Below are 14,361 nucleotides of genomic sequence, written 5' to 3'. Positions count from 1 at the left end.
CAAGGGGGTGAAGGATGTGGTAAAACGAAAAGTGGCTCATAATGCGGCAAAAAATAATAATAAAACACCGAAAGAAAGTTTACCTGATACTGAATTTGCAGCAGAGTTTCAACAAGAAGAAGCGATTCGTGGAGCAAATCGTAATTCGAAACACGGTAGACAAGGGAATTAAGGGAGGGTTTTACTTGGCTAAAGGCTCAAAAACGAAGAAGCAAAAGCAAGCACACAAGCATGACCATGCAATCCCACAAGATATTTTAAAAGAGGAATTCGGTACGGAACTTGGAGATCCGAATGCGATAAAGGCTTTTGAGAATGCAATAGAATCAAAAAATAAATCAACCAATAAAAAGGAAAAATGCTAGCGTTAGCTAGCATTTTTTGCTTTTGATGTAGGAATTGGAAACATCTCTGTTTGATTTGTTGATTGATTAAAATAGACTAACATATGACATTCTTCCTGTATGATTTGCCCAGTTAGTAAATAATGTGCCAGGTCAAAGGATACAGTCTCAAGCATCGTATGTTTATACAATTCTTTCTCATTTAATTGTAGCTTTTGAAAGTTCTCACCTAACGTGTCAGGAGAACCGAGTAAATTCTTATATAACTCTGTGCGATCTTGTTTAGATAAGGAATCCTGCCACCATGGCTTACGTGGCTTGAATTTCTGATGACGAAGATAGTCATACTTCATTAAACTTTCAATAACTGGAAGGGATTCTGCTTTGGATTCTTGTAGAAAGGCAAAAAGTCGCTTATAAAGGTCCTCTAGCTGATGGCCAATTCTTGACCAGCCTTCCTTATCCCAAAATGAACCGAAATTTTGAAAAAAGTCAAAAGGTGTAGCAAAAACATTTGATACTAAATGCTCTACTGTCGCATCCATCCGATGGTCATTCCAGTACTTTTCTAAGACATCCTCTACTTGTTTGATACGAATGATATCGTCAAAGCTTAAAATTTTATTGCCTAAAATCTCATAAGGAGCATGATCCATGTAAATATACTGGTGCTCATGAGCTCTTATTCGTAGCCCTGTACCACGTAACATTTTTAAGAATCCTAATTGTAATTCTTCTGGGCGCAGAGCAAAAACATCGTTAAACGTATTTTTAAACGAATCGTAATTTTCTTCTGGTAGACCTGCAATTAAATCAAGATGCTGGTCTATTTTTCCACCTTCCTTGACCATGGTCACAGTTCTTGAAAGTTTGGAGAAGTTTTGCTTACGCATCACAAGTTCGTTTGTTGCATCATTTGTTGACTGCACGCCAATTTCAAAACGAAATAATCCTAGTGGCGCTTCTTGATTCAAAAACTCAATTACTTCCGGGCGCATAATATCTGCTGTGATTTCAAACTGAAAAACGGTTCCAGGTTTATGCTCATCAATTAAGAAGCGGAACATGTCCATCGCATAGCTACGGCTAATATTGAACGTCCGATCCACAAATTTAATTGTTTTAGCCCCATTGTCCATGAGGAAACGGATGTCTTCTTTTACTTTTTCACGGTCAAAATAGCGAACCCCAACCTCAATAGAAGAGAGGCAAAATTGACAGCTAAACGGGCAGCCACGGCTTGTTTCAAAATACGTGACTCGTTTTCCAAGTTGACTTAAATCCTCCTGGAAACGGTATGGCGATGGTAATACTTTTAAATCGACTTTGTTTCGTTGAGGAGATATTTTCTTTTCTTGTTCCTGTCGATAAGCAAGTCCGCTAATAGAAGAGAAATTCTTTTCACCCTCAAGCTCTTGAAGAAGCTGCTTGAACGTAATTTCACCTTCCCCTATAACAATAAAGTCCACATCAGTTAAGCGTTCTAACCAATAGGATACATCGTATGTTACTTCTGGTCCTCCGAGTACAATAACTAGCTCAGGTTTGACCTTTTTTAACATACTTATGACCTTTATCGTTTCTTCGATATTCCATATATAACAACTGAATCCTATAACATCCGGCTTTTTTTGAATAAGGTCAGAAACTATATTCATGATAGGATCTTTAATTGTATATTCTACAAGGTCTACAGTGAATTCCGGCTCTGCATAAGCCTTCAGATAACGAATGGCAAGATTGGTGTGGATATATTTAGCATTTAAAGTTGTCGCAACTATTTTCATAATTAATAGATCAAACTCCTAGTGAAAATTTGAATCGAGAATAGTAAAACACGTTCTCTATTCATCCTACTGAAATATAAGTAGTATAACTAATCTAGTTTAGCATAATTAGTTTGATGAGTAATGATTTTCTTTTCTATTGGCATTGAGAAATAATTCCTATCGTTTCAAGTTTCTATCTACCATTATCAACAAAAACATTGTAAATATTACAAAATGATTTCTGAAATGACTTTTTTATTGCTTTCTATACACTAGAAAAGGATTTTAATGAAAGATGTAGAAGTTGTATGTTTAGAGAAACAAATATATTTTTAAAAGTGAGGTAAAAGTGATGATCCAACACATGGTGAACGAAGAGACCAAACGGTTGGAAGCGGAAGTAGCGGTTCTCAAGCAAAAGCTTTGTGCCATAGAGAAACAAAATATGTTTTTACAGCTTACTTTTGAGCATGCCAATGACGCAATAATCTTATTTGATAAGAACTTAGTTTTCTTTCAAGTTAACAATAAAGCATGTGAGCTTTTTGATTTACCAAAGGAAGAGTTATTGAAAAGGAATTTACACGAATTTTTGGATTTAATGTCCAAAGAAGAAGTGAATTATCAAGAAGCGCAACTTGAGAAGTTAGGTGAAACAGAAAACGAGCTGATTTTGAGACTTGATGATGGACAAATCAAATTTGTTGAGTATTCTGCAGTACGTAATCCTGATGAAAGTGGACTTGATATTTGTATTATTCGAGATGTTACAGCAAAAAAGAAATTAGAAAATGAATCGAATAAAAGTAAGCAAATGTACCATGATGTATTCAATCGGGCGGTAGATGGCATTGTTGTATTTGACAAAAAAGGGTATTTCATTGACGTGAATCCAGCATTTTGTTCGAATTTTGCTATGGCCAAATTCGATTTATTACAAACAAAGCTAGATGATTTTGTAGAAAAAGACTTTAAATTTAAAGTAGCGAAAATCTGGCTCTTACTTGATAAATATGGTCGTGTACGAGGAGAACTTCCCGTACTTCTTCGGAATGGGGAAAGAAAAAAATTCGAAGTAACGATAACTGCCAATATTTATGATGATTATTATTTGGCTATTATGCGTGATGTGACGGAAAAAAGGAATATGGAGCTTCAACTTCAAAAAAGTGAAGAAAGATTCCGTGAGATGTTTCAGCATGCCCTAGATGCTATTGTTTTGGTGGATAATTACGGGAACATCATGAGGGCTAATCCAGCTGCGAGTAGAGCATTTGAATTACCATTAGACGAGTTAGAGAACTCTAAATTACAGTATTTTGTTCCCCGAGAGAATAAAAGGGTATCTTCAATCATTAAGCAGTTTAATGCAAGGGGAGAAATAAGGGAAGAATTAGAATTTCATATGCCGAATGGGCAAAAGAAGTTGTTGGAGTTTACAGCGAACAAAGGAATTATTGATGGATTTAACATGATTATCTTCCGTAATGTGAGTGAACGAAGAAAGATGGAAAAAGATTTACGAGAGAGTGAACAAAAATTCCGTAAGATTTTTAATAATGCCATGGATGGAATTATTTTGTGGGATGATTCTTGTACGATTATTGATGCCAATCCTAATGCTAGTAAAATTTTGGACATATCAAAGGAAGAATTAATGGCACAGTATATAAATCAATATATCCCGGCCGGTCAGTTGGCAGAAATGAAACACCAGTGGGAACTTTGTGAAGAAAATGAAGAGCTAAGTGGAGAGTTTTGGCATGATTATGGGAAAGGGCATCGAATTTTAGAATTCTCAGCCAAGAAAAATGTAGTAGAAGGGCTTCATATGACTATTTTCCGTAATATTACAGAAAAGAGAGAAATGGAAGATCAGCTCCGAAAATCAGATACGCTTACAGTTGTGGGGGAGTTAGCAGCCGGAATTGCACATGAAATTCGAAATCCAATGACAGCTTTGAAAGGGTTTATTCAGTTGTTACAAAGTAGTTTAAAAGAAGGGCAATACGCGATGTACTTCGATGTTATTACCTCTGAATTAAAACGCATTGAATCGATTATCACAGAATTTCTAGTATTGGCAAAACCTCAAGCAATTTCCTATCAGCAAAAAAATGTAGTGAAAATTATGCAGGATACCTTGGATTTGTTAAGTGCTCAAGCGGCACTTGAGAATGTGCAATTTGCCAGTTTTTATGAAGAAGACCTTCCAGAGATATATTGTGAACAAAATCAATTAAAGCAAGTGTTTATTAATATCCTGAAGAATGCAATTGAAGTGATGCCAAAGGGCGGAACAATCTCTGTAATCCTTCAACAATTTGAAACTAACATGTTATTAATTTCAATTAAAGATGAGGGTACCGGCATACCAGAGGATAAAATAAAAAAACTTGGGGAGCCTTTTTATACGACAAAGGACAGGGGAACAGGCTTAGGTCTTATGGTAAGCTACAAGATTGTAGAAGAGCATAATGGTATAATTGAAGTAGAGAGTGAGCTTGGTAAAGGGACAACCTTCCATATAAAACTACCAATCCATCGAACCATAAATATCTAATGAAGAAGGAGTTAAAGATGCTTAGCTGTAAAAAAATCGAATCACTTATCGGACCATTATTCATTTTGTGTAGGGAGGAAAGTCTCATCTCCATTGAGTTTAGTGAAGAAGCACTATTCAACAAGTTTAATGGCCAGGAGATCGTATTTGATACTAATCATCCAACTTGTTTGATGGTGGCACAACAATTAAACGAGTATTTTAATGGGGAAAGATTTGAATTTTCTATTCCTATTACACTAGCAGGAACGCCTTTTCAAGTAGACGTATGGAATGCATTAATGAAAATTCCATATGGGAGTGTAAAAAGCTATAAAGATATCGCAGAAGAGATTAATAGACCACTAGCAGTAAGAGCTATAGGTCAGGCAAACAAACGAAATTCCTTCCCTATTATTATTCCTTGTCATCGTGTAATTGGAAAAAATAATGCCTTAGTTGGATATGCAGGGGATAAGATTGGGATGAAGGAGCAACTGTTAAAATTAGAAGGAGCTATATACTAAAGCGATAGGGGATAACCTGTCGCTTTTTTTTATTGTTTAGGAAATAACTTCTTATTATAAAAAAATCCGCATCAATCTTGTATTAATAAAGATTAAGAAGTATCAAGTCGCAAAAAAAAACATATAATTTACTAACACTAAAAAAGTTGCGCGAGTGCAAAATAGGAGGCGTTAAAGCAATGGGAAGAATAAACAAGCTAGCATTTTATACAAACGTATTATCTAAGCTTCATGTAATAAGTGAACAAGAAAAAGAAATTATATTAAAGAAAATGACAAAAAAGAGTTGAAAATTGAAGGAGATTTGATTATTATCTAATTAGATAGTTATCGAATTCAAAGGGGTGTTTCTTCTGCAATTAAATAAACTAGTGAATTTTCATAAGGTGATGGGAGATCAAACGAGAATTAGGTTGTTAGTCTTGCTTTCTTCTGAGCAACCTTTGAGCGGACAAGAGCTGGCAGAAAGACTAGGTGTAAAACCGCCAACCATCTCTCATCATATTTCCAAATTAAAAGAAGTAAGTGTCATTTACGAACGGAGAGAGAAGAACACAATTTTTTATTTTCTTAATGAAAAATCCTTAAAGCAACACACTGAAGCGCTATTTATCGTGTTAAATCGGAGCAGAAAAGAGGAAGAAGCAATGGAATTACAAAAAGAAAAAGATCAAATACTGCAAAATTTCTTATTACCTAATGGGATGCTCAAAACAATTCCTGCTCAAAGAAAGAAAAAGCTGATTATTTTTGAACATATTGCTAAGAACTTAGAGATTGGAAGAAAATACACAGAAAAAGAAATAAACGAACATATTAAGCAATTTCATGAAGATTATGCGACCATTAGAAGAGAATTTATAATTAATCATTATATGTACCGCGAAAATGCTATTTATGAATTAAACCCAAAAGAAATGTGGGCAAAATAAGAGACTGAACGCAGCTTAGCTCGTTCAGCCTCTTTTGTTCTGGGGTATTTAGAGAAAAAGATTCTTTATTTCTTTCTTATAATCACCCTTGAGAATTCCCTTTTCCGTGATAATGGCAGAGATATATTCATGTGGTGTGACATCAAAAGCCGGGTTGAATACTGCGGTTCCTTCCGGTGCAATTAGCTGTTCTCCGATATGAGTAATTTCCTTTGGCGATCTTTCTTCAATAATGATTTCTTGCCCTGTCTCTTTTGATAAATCAAAAGTAGAGAGAGGAGCGGCTACATAAAAAGGAATGGAAAATGCTTTTGCTAAAATCGCAAGTCCGAGTGTACCAATTTTATTGGCAGTATCTCCATTTGCTGTAATTCTATCTGCTCCTACAATAATAGCATTTATCCCTTTTGTTTTAATCGTATGGGCTGCCATATTATCTGTAATTAATGTAACGTCAACATTGGCTTGTTGAAGCTCCCAAGTAGTAAGTCTTGCACCTTGTAAAACAGGGCGGGTTTCACATGCAAATACTTGTAGGGGAAAATCTTTTTCTTTTGCTAAATAAAAGGGAGCCAAAGCCGTTCCGTATTTAGCAGTGGCGATAGAACCTGCATTACAAATGGTCAACACTTTATCTTTTTTGTTAAACAAGGATAGAGCATACTCTCCAATCTCCCGACAAGTAGCTTCATCCTCCATTTGAATGTTGATTGCTTCATGAATAAGAATTGTTTTGGCTTCGTTTACAGAAGAAGCAGATTTCGAACTATGAACAAGTCGATCTATGGCCCAAAATAAATTTACAGCAGTTGGACGGGAAGTCGCAATATAGTCTCGATCTGCTTTAAGCTGAAGGTGAAATTCTTCTAGCGTTGTTGCAGTATAGCTTTGAGCAGAAAGAGCAAGACCGTATGCCGCCGCAATGCCGATAGCTGGAGCTCCCCTAACTTTTAGCGTAACAATGGCATCAAATACATCTTTAATGGTAAACAGATCAAGAAAAATAGTTTCATGTGGTAATTTCTGTTGATCGAGTAACCGAATATAAGTATCCTTCCATTCAACGGAAAGTGGAATTTGTGTAAGACTAGTCATGGTAGTTAAATCTCCTCTGTTACTTTATTTAATAAGGCCTCTATTTCTTGAGTGCTCGTTACCTTCTCACTTTGTAAAATCAGTTCTTGACCAAAAGCTAAAGCGAGTTTTTTTGTAGCGATTTTCTTTTCATACGGTTTAATTTCTTCCAAGTCAGCAACATGGGCAAGACCGATAGTTCTCCGAATAACTTCACAACCAGCATACCCCACAGCATCTTTAAAGAAATTTCGCAGAACGTGCTGGAGATAGCCTTCTGTTTTGGTAAAGGCTTCTACGCTTGATGTTATCCAGAGCTCAGTAAATGTTTTCTCGAAAGTTTCCCAGACTTGATGTAAGTGAGAGAGGATGACATCTTTATTCACTTCTGTTCGAGTGATTGCTTGAAGTAGGATATTCGCAAAAAATTGTCCAATATCAAAACCTACAGGCCCGAAGAACGCAAACTCTGGATCAATCACTTTCGTTTCAGTATCGCTAGCAAAAATACTGCCTGTATGAAGATCTCCGTGTAAAAGTGCTTCGCCATTAGTAAGGAATTTGTATTTTAGCTTTGCAACTTCTAATTTAAGAGTATTATTATTCCAAATCTCCGCTACAGAGTCTGATAGTTCCGGTTCAAAGTTATTTGTTTCACTGTTGAAAAAAGGATCTGTTAATACTAAATCCTCTGTTATTTTACATAGCTCAGGATTACTAAACTCTTGTTGTAGCACTTTTTTCTCTTGTTGATTTAACCCAAAGTCAGAAGTGAAAAACAATGTGGTAGCTAAATATTTTCCAATATGCAGTGACAATAAAGGGAAATCCTTCCCTCTGATAAATCCGCTTCTAACAATCTCTAAATGAGAAAGGTCCTCTATGATCGTTAAAGCTTGAGTCTTGTCTGTATGATAGACCTTTGGAACAAAACCTGGCACAAGTGGTACTGAATTTTTCAGATAATTCCCTTCAATTGTTGCGCGGTGTAGAGTTAAAGGCCAGCTTTCTCCGACAACTTTTGCATATGGTAATGCTTGCTTTATGATAATTCCATGTTGATCATTATTTTGGATATGAAACACTAAATTCAGATTGCCATCTCCAATTTCTCTGCAGTGAAGTTCAGTATGACTAGGGAAGAATTCTAGTTGTTGAGCGAGTGCGATTGCTGTTTTTTCAGTGAGTGGTTGATAGCTAGTTTTAAGAGTGATAGACATGAATAAATACCTCCAATATAAAATGAATAAACATCGGTAATAGAGGGGGCGGTATGTAAAAAAGCCCCTTTCCATAAGAAAGAGGCTTGAAGGTTTTTTGTTCTTCTCCCCTCTTATCTGCCAGAAATAATTTCTGCTGGAATTAGCACCGTGCCTTAGGGAACAAAAATGTTCCGGCGTAATTGTAAACGCCCTGTCTCGCGACAGAATTATGGTCGGTTGCTGGGTTTCATCGGGCCAAATCCCTCCACCTGCTCTTGATAAGAGATCGTGAAACATGTTTCACGATAAGTATTGAATTGTTGGAAAATTATCACTTGTTGAAAATCATATCAAGGGATAAAGAATTTTGTCAAGATAATTTTTTTGCAGCGAAACTAAATTTGTAGAAACAGTAAAAAAGTGCTGGAAGTTAGGTTGAGAAAAATGTAGAAAAAATAACTAGTAGAATAGTATGAATTCTTTGTTTAAAACCTTGAAAAAGAATATGCATCCTGTTATTATTAAACTATTATTTTTGTTCGGTATGATGGAAAGTCAAAAACAACGTTTTCGTCTTGAAGTGGTATGTAGAGCAAGAATAGTAATATTACTTACGTGGGTAAACCACAAGGAGGAACAAACATGTTACAAGGTAAAGTAAAATGGTTCAATGCAGAAAAAGGTTTTGGATTTATCGAAGTTGAAGGTCAAGACGATGTATTCGTACATTTCTCCGCTATCCAAGGCGAAGGCTTCAAAACTTTAGAAGAAGGCCAAGAAGTATCTTTCGAAATCGTTGAAGGTGCTCGTGGACCTCAAGCTGCTAACGTTACAAAATAATGCTAGCCACATAAAAAAGGACCTCAATAAATTTGAGGTCCTTTTTACTTGTTTAAATGGGTAAAGTGTCAAGTAGGTTAGGCACTAGTACCTCTAATAGTATTGTGGTCTTCTATCCTCAAAAATTGGTATTCTACTTCTAACTTCATCGACCTTTGTTAAGTCAATGGTTGCAGTTAGGATACTTGCCTCTTCTCCAGCCTCGGATAAGATATCACCCCATGGATCAATGATCATGGAATGGCCTGCGAAGACATTTTTCGGATCGGCTCCAGATCGATTACAAGCAATCACATAACATTGATTTTCAATGGCACGTGCAATAAGGAGAGTGCGCCAATGATCCACACGTGCTAAGGGCCACTCAGCTACGATGAAAATAGCCTTTGCTTTTTTGGTCGTAGTATGTGCTCTAATCCACTCTGGGAAACGTATGTCATAGCAAATTAATCCAGCGCAAGTCTCTCCGTCTAATTCAAACAGCCCATCCGTTTTCCCTGGCTGTAAAAACAAGTGCTCATCCATCAAGCGGAATAAATGGAGTTTGCTATACTCTCCTACAACTTGACCTTTATTATCAACAGTGAGCATCGTATTGTATATGCCTTTATTTGTCTTTTTGGCAATGGATCCTCCAACGATATGTACGTTGTGTTCCTTGGCAATCGATTTTAGGAGTTTAGTAGTGACAAATGCACCAGCATCTGCAATTTTATCAAGTCGTTCCAAATCATAGCCAGTTGACCATAACTCAGGAAGTACGATGATATCTGGGTTTTCTTTACTAGCTTCTTTTACCAACTCACATATTTTCTCTTTATTAGCTTCTGGATTTCCAAAGGCAATATCAAATTGAATACAAGCAATTTTCCATTTCATTTTCTTAGACCTCCCTAGTTAATTATGCTGCCTTTCTAATTGCATTCCTACACGATTAAAGATTTAGAACATTACTAGTGTAAAAAAAATTTCAAAAAAATATATAAGAAAGTAGTTTAGTTATTGTTTGAAAACAATCAAGTAAGCTTAAGGATAAGACCATCAAAAATAAAAAACTACTTTACAAGTTGTTTTTAACAATATATGATTTGTGACTAGGATTTCAAGAATTTTTTAAGTAGGTGACCAAAATGAAAAATTTCCAACAATCTGAACTTTTAAGTAAGCTTCCGACACAGTTTTTTGCTACCCTTGTTGAAAAGGTTGGCCGAGTAGTTGCAGAAGGTCATGATGTGATTAATTTAGGGCAGGGCAACCCAGATCAGCCCACGCCTGCACATATTGTATCTTCCTTACAAAAAGCTGTGGAAAACCCGATACATCATAAATATTCGCCGTTTCGGGGTAACGAAATTTTTAAAGAAGCAATTGTTAGTTTTTATAAAAAAGAATATAACGTTGAATTAAACCCTAAGACAGAAGTAGCTATCCTGTTTGGAGGGAAGGCTGGTCTAGTGGAAATCCCACAATGTTTATTAAATGAGGGGGATACTGTACTTGTGCCAGATCCAGGTTACCCAGACTATTGGTCAGGCGTTGCACTAGCTAAAGCACAAATGGAGTATATGCCACTAAAGGAAGTATATCATTTTTTACCAAATTATGACGAATTAGATGCCTCTGTTTTGGATAAAGCAAAATTAATGTTTTTGAATTATCCAAACAATCCTACAGGTGCGATTGCTACACCTGAGTTCTTTCAAGAGACTGTTCGTATCGCACAAGAGCATGATATTTGTGTGGTACATGATTTTGCTTATGGAGCCATTGGATTTGAAGGGGAAAAGCCAATTAGCTTTCTACAAACACCAGGGGCCAAAGAGATTGGAATTGAAATTTATACATTATCGAAAACCTTTAATATGGCGGGTTGGAGAGTTGGTTTTGCAGTAGGCAATGAGAGTGTCATTGAGGCGATAAATTTATTACAGGATCATATGTATGTGAGTATTTTCGGAGCAGTTCAAGAAGCAGCGACAACAGCTCTGTTAGGATCTCAGAAGTGTGTAGAAGACTTAGTAGATTTGTATGAAGAGCGCAGAAATATTCTTATTGCGGGCCTACAAGAGATTGGTTGGGAGGTTAAGGCACCAAAAGGATCTTTTTTTGCTTGGCTTCGTGTTCCAAAAGGCTTCAGCTCGGCAGAATTCGCTGATAAATTATTAGAAGATGCCCATGTCGTGGTTGCTCCAGGTATAGGATTTGGGTCATATGGAGAAGGCTATGTTCGTGTCGGACTATTAACAAGTTCTGAGCGATTACAAGAAGCGGTTCAGAGAATTAGAGCGTTAAAGATTTTCTGAATATTTGGTTGACAAAAGGTAGAAACGATGTCATAATTCCAACTAGATTAAACTAACTATAAATATTATACGTTTTCTTATCAAGAGCAGGTGGAGGGACTAGCCCGATGATACCCGGCAACCGACTTAATTCATTTTAAGCACGGTGCTAAATCTTGCAGCTTATGCTGGGAGATAAGAGGATGTTAGGATACCTAACCTCTTCTTGTCGAAGAGGTTTTTTGTATTTTCAGGCAAGCGTTTGAAAGGATGATAACAGAAAATGAGTGAAATTATCGCTACATATCTAGTTCATGATAAAAAGGGTAACTTAGAGAAGAAAGCAGAAGGAATTGCACTTGGTTTAACCGTGGGTTCATGGACGGACCTGCCACAGCTAGATCAAGAGCAGTTGAAAAAGCATAAAGGAAGAGTGGTACGGGTAACAGAAATAAGCCCGAGTGAAAGGGTTAACCAATACTTAGGAGCCCCTACAACAAGGGGAATCATTGAGATTGCATACCCAAATGTAAATTTCAGTAATGACTTACCTGCAATTTTAACAACGGTTTTTGGAAAGCTCTCGCTAGATGGCGAGATTAAACTGATAGATTTAGAGTTTAGTGAAGAACTAAAGCGAAGTTTTCCTGGTCCGAAATTTGGTGTGGAAGGGATTCGAGAACTTACTGGCGTAAAAGATCGCCCGTATGTGATGAGCATTTTTAAAGGAGTCATCGGTAGAGACTTAACTTATTTAAGTAATCAACTGAGAGATCAAGCACTTAGTGGTGTGGATTTTATTAAAGATGACGAAATTCTTTTTGAGAACAAGTTAACTCCTTTTGAAGATCGAATTAGAGTTGGAAAAAGTGTATTAGAGAACGTGTCGAAGGAAACCGGACATCGTGCTTTATATGCAGTGAATTTATCTGGCAAAACTTTTGATTTGAAAGCTAAGGCAAAAAGAGCGGTAGAGCTTGGAGCAGATATTTTATTATTTAATGTATTTGCTTATGGCCTCGATGTTTTGCAGAGTTTAGCAGAGGATACGGAGATTCAAATTCCAATCATGGCTCACCCTGCTGTTAGTGGAGCAATTACGCCTTCTGAATTCTATGGCATATCTAATGAATTGCTACTTGGAAAGCTTGTTCGTTATGCTGGTGCTGATTTCTCCTTATTCCCATCTCCGTACGGAAGTGTGGCATTGCCGAAAGAGGAAGCATTAGGGATAGCTCAAGCGCTTACCCAAAAAGACAACAAGATAAAAGCATCGATTCCTGTCCCTTCAGCAGGTATTCATCCAGGGCTTGTTCCTGCGCTTTATCAAGATTTAGGAAAGGAATCTGTGATAAATGCGGGTGGCGGTATTCATGGTCATGCTTTAGGGGCCGTTGGTGGAGGAAGAGCATTCCGTCAAGCTGTGGATGCAGTTATAAAAGATAAATCCTTAAGTAGTCATGCTGAATCGAATAGGGAACTACAGCTTGCTCTCGAACAATGGGGTGGTGTGGAGGTAACAAAGTGAATAGGCTCAAACCAATGATATTTTGTGACTTTGATGGAACAATTACGAATAGTGATAACATTATTGCCATCATGAAAAAATATGCTCCAGCAGAATGGGATAAGTTAAAGAACCAAGTATTGACCCAAGAGATTTCTATTCGCGAAGGTGTAGGGAAAATGTTTTCCTTACTACCTTCTAATCAAAAAGAGGCCATCACCTCTTATATATTGGAACATGCAGAAATTAGAGAAGGCTTTGCAGAGTTTGTCGCCTATACAAAAAAACAACAGATTCCTTTATTTATTGTATCAGGGGGAATTGATTTCTTCGTAGAGCCTTTGTTGAAAGATTTTGTTTCGGAAGATGTTGTGTATTGCAATAAATCTGATTTTTCGAAAGATACGATCACTATTCTTTGGCCACATTCATGTGACGACGCATGTGTGAATGATTGTGGATGTTGTAAGCCCTCCATCATTCGAAAACTAGCTAATGAAGAAACGTACAAGATTGTAATTGGTGATTCTATTACTGATCTTCAAGCAGCTAAGCTGGCAGACAAAGTTATTGCGAGAGATTTTCTCATTGAAAAATGTCTGGAGGACTCAATTCCATTTGATTCATTTGAAAATTTCTTTGATGTGATAAAAATTTTAGAAAAACAGGAGGTGCAAATATGAGTGTCTTCTTAACAAGATGGAATGAACTAGCTGATGTAAAGGAAGAACTAGCAAGTAGAGATTGGTTCTATGGAACGAGTGGGAATCTTTCGATCAAAGTATCGGATGAACCCTTAACATTTTTCGTTTCTGCAAGTGGCAAGGATAAACGCAAAAGAACCTCTGAAGATTTCTTGCTGGTAGATCATAAAGCAGAAGCTGTAGAAAATACTCATTTAAAACCATCCGCTGAAACACTATTGCATTTAAGGGTATATGAAAATTCAAACGCAGGCTGTTCCCTCCATGTTCATACAGTTGATAATAATGTCATTTCAGAATTATACGCTGATCAGAAAGAAATAACTTTTACGGGACAAGAGATTATTAAAGCATTTGGAGTCTGGGAAGAAGATGCAACGATAGGAATTCCGATTATTAAAAATCATGCAGATATTCCAACACTTGCAAACGAATTTTCAAAATATGTTCATCGTGATGCAGGTGCAGTCCTAATTCGAAACCATGGAATTACTGTTTGGGGAAAGAACGCTTTTGAGGCGAAAAAATACTTAGAAGCCTGGGAGTTTTTATTCTCATATCATCTTAAGCTCTTAAGTGTTAGGAACCAATTCAATACATCAGCCAAGTTACAAGTAAATTAAAAATTTATATCTATT

The 14,361-nt window shown here is 36.6% G+C and carries 14 protein-coding genes and 2 riboswitches; of the genes, 10 read left to right on the top strand and 4 right to left on the bottom strand.

Annotation, left to right across the window (positions count from 1 at the left end):
* Positions 1-16: 16 nt before the first annotated feature.
* Both BK580_RS23665 and BK580_RS16010 read left to right on the top strand, forming a co-directional pair.
* Complete coding sequence (locus BK580_RS23665) at positions 17-172, top strand: hypothetical protein (RefSeq protein ID WP_169865052.1); 156 nt, start codon at positions 17-19, stop codon at positions 170-172.
* Between the two features lie 13 nt (positions 173-185).
* Complete coding sequence (locus BK580_RS16010) at positions 186-365, top strand: hypothetical protein (RefSeq protein WP_078381311.1); 180 nt, start codon at positions 186-188, stop codon at positions 363-365.
* Between the two features lie 2 nt (positions 366-367).
* Here BK580_RS16010 and BK580_RS16005 read toward each other — a convergent pair whose 3' ends face one another.
* On the bottom strand, positions 368-2,131 hold the full coding sequence (locus BK580_RS16005; protein WP_078381310.1) for a B12-binding domain-containing radical SAM protein: 1,764 nt from the start codon (positions 2,129-2,131) through the stop codon (positions 368-370).
* Between the two features lie 334 nt (positions 2,132-2,465).
* Between BK580_RS16005 and BK580_RS16000 the strand changes: the two genes are divergently transcribed.
* From BK580_RS16000 to BK580_RS15990, 3 genes are all read left to right on the top strand, one after another.
* Positions 2,466-4,676 carry a PAS domain-containing sensor histidine kinase gene (locus tag BK580_RS16000; protein ID WP_078381309.1) on the top strand — a complete coding sequence of 737 codons (2,211 nt, stop codon included), beginning with the start codon at positions 2,466-2,468 and terminating at the stop codon, positions 4,674-4,676.
* A gap of 17 nt (positions 4,677-4,693) precedes the next feature.
* Positions 4,694-5,182, top strand: coding sequence for a methylated-DNA--[protein]-cysteine S-methyltransferase (locus BK580_RS15995; RefSeq protein ID WP_078381308.1), 489 nt, complete (start codon positions 4,694-4,696; stop codon positions 5,180-5,182).
* Between the two features lie 353 nt (positions 5,183-5,535).
* Positions 5,536-6,114 carry a DUF2087 domain-containing protein gene (locus tag BK580_RS15990; protein ID WP_078382800.1) on the top strand — a complete coding sequence of 193 codons (579 nt, stop codon included), beginning with the start codon at positions 5,536-5,538 and terminating at the stop codon, positions 6,112-6,114.
* Between the two features lie 48 nt (positions 6,115-6,162).
* Here the strand turns inward: BK580_RS15990 and mtnA are convergent, their stop codons facing one another.
* Both mtnA and mtnK read right to left on the bottom strand, forming a co-directional pair.
* Complete coding sequence (gene mtnA, locus BK580_RS15985; RefSeq protein WP_078381307.1) at positions 6,163-7,209, bottom strand: S-methyl-5-thioribose-1-phosphate isomerase; 1,047 nt, start codon at positions 7,207-7,209, stop codon at positions 6,163-6,165.
* 5 nt (positions 7,210-7,214) lie between these two features.
* A complete protein-coding gene (gene mtnK, locus BK580_RS15980; RefSeq protein ID WP_078381306.1) occupies positions 7,215-8,408 on the bottom strand; it encodes an S-methyl-5-thioribose kinase in 1,194 nt (397 codons plus the stop codon).
* A 110-nt stretch (positions 8,409-8,518) separates the two neighbouring features.
* A riboswitch (SAM riboswitch) is annotated at positions 8,519-8,675 on the bottom strand.
* A 357-nt stretch (positions 8,676-9,032) separates the two neighbouring features.
* Between mtnK and cspD the strand changes: the two genes are divergently transcribed.
* On the top strand, positions 9,033-9,230 hold the full coding sequence (gene cspD / locus BK580_RS15975) for a cold-shock protein CspD (RefSeq protein WP_010192350.1): 198 nt from the start codon (positions 9,033-9,035) through the stop codon (positions 9,228-9,230).
* 93 nt (positions 9,231-9,323) lie between these two features.
* Here the strand turns inward: cspD and BK580_RS15970 are convergent, their stop codons facing one another.
* Entirely contained in the window at positions 9,324-10,109 is a 786-nt protein-coding gene (locus tag BK580_RS15970; protein ID WP_078381305.1) for a carbon-nitrogen family hydrolase, read from the bottom strand.
* A gap of 251 nt (positions 10,110-10,360) precedes the next feature.
* Between BK580_RS15970 and BK580_RS15965 the strand changes: the two genes are divergently transcribed.
* From BK580_RS15965 to BK580_RS15950, 4 genes are all read left to right on the top strand, one after another.
* A complete protein-coding gene (locus BK580_RS15965) occupies positions 10,361-11,533 on the top strand; it encodes a pyridoxal phosphate-dependent aminotransferase (protein WP_078381304.1) in 1,173 nt (390 codons plus the stop codon).
* 74 nt (positions 11,534-11,607) lie between these two features.
* Positions 11,608-11,714, top strand: a riboswitch (SAM riboswitch).
* Between the two features lie 81 nt (positions 11,715-11,795).
* A complete protein-coding gene (gene mtnW, locus BK580_RS15960) occupies positions 11,796-13,040 on the top strand; it encodes a 2,3-diketo-5-methylthiopentyl-1-phosphate enolase (RefSeq protein WP_078381303.1) in 1,245 nt (414 codons plus the stop codon).
* A gap of 14 nt (positions 13,041-13,054) precedes the next feature.
* Complete coding sequence (locus BK580_RS15955; protein WP_235864126.1) at positions 13,055-13,702, top strand: 2-hydroxy-3-keto-5-methylthiopentenyl-1-phosphate phosphatase; 648 nt, start codon at positions 13,055-13,057, stop codon at positions 13,700-13,702.
* Positions 13,699-14,346, top strand: coding sequence for a methylthioribulose 1-phosphate dehydratase (locus tag BK580_RS15950; RefSeq protein WP_078381301.1), 648 nt, complete (start codon positions 13,699-13,701; stop codon positions 14,344-14,346). The genes BK580_RS15955 and BK580_RS15950 overlap by 4 nt, the downstream gene beginning before the upstream one ends.
* Positions 14,347-14,361: the final 15 nt, after the last annotated feature.

This window comes from Sutcliffiella halmapala (assembly GCF_002019665.1).
In the GTDB taxonomy this organism is placed as follows: Bacteria; Bacillota; Bacilli; order Bacillales; family Bacillaceae_I; genus Sutcliffiella_A; species Sutcliffiella_A halmapala.
Note: the sequence above shows the minus strand (reverse complement) of the source record. Positions and strands in the feature narration are given on the sequence as shown.

Excerpts from the sequence above, each read along its gene's own strand:
- BK580_RS15955 (WP_235864126.1), top strand. The coding sequence starts at position 13,055 with ATGATATTTTGTGACTTTGATGGAACAATTACGAATAGTGATAACATT.
- BK580_RS15970 (WP_078381305.1), bottom strand. The coding sequence starts at position 10,109 with ATGAAATGGAAAATTGCTTGTATTCAATTTGATATTGCCTTTGGAAAT.
- cspD (WP_010192350.1), top strand. The coding sequence starts at position 9,033 with ATGTTACAAGGTAAAGTAAAATGGTTCAATGCAGAAAAAGGTTTTGGA.
- BK580_RS16000 (WP_078381309.1), top strand. The coding sequence starts at position 2,466 with ATGATCCAACACATGGTGAACGAAGAGACCAAACGGTTGGAAGCGGAA.
- mtnK (WP_078381306.1), bottom strand. The coding sequence starts at position 8,408 with ATGTCTATCACTCTTAAAACTAGCTATCAACCACTCACTGAAAAAACA.
- mtnA (WP_078381307.1), bottom strand. The coding sequence starts at position 7,209 with ATGACTAGTCTTACACAAATTCCACTTTCCGTTGAATGGAAGGATACT.
- BK580_RS16005 (WP_078381310.1), bottom strand. The coding sequence starts at position 2,131 with ATGAAAATAGTTGCGACAACTTTAAATGCTAAATATATCCACACCAAT.
- mtnW (WP_078381303.1), top strand. The coding sequence starts at position 11,796 with ATGAGTGAAATTATCGCTACATATCTAGTTCATGATAAAAAGGGTAAC.
- BK580_RS15950 (WP_078381301.1), top strand. The coding sequence starts at position 13,699 with ATGAGTGTCTTCTTAACAAGATGGAATGAACTAGCTGATGTAAAGGAA.
- BK580_RS15995 (WP_078381308.1), top strand. The coding sequence starts at position 4,694 with ATGCTTAGCTGTAAAAAAATCGAATCACTTATCGGACCATTATTCATT.
- BK580_RS15965 (WP_078381304.1), top strand. The coding sequence starts at position 10,361 with ATGAAAAATTTCCAACAATCTGAACTTTTAAGTAAGCTTCCGACACAG.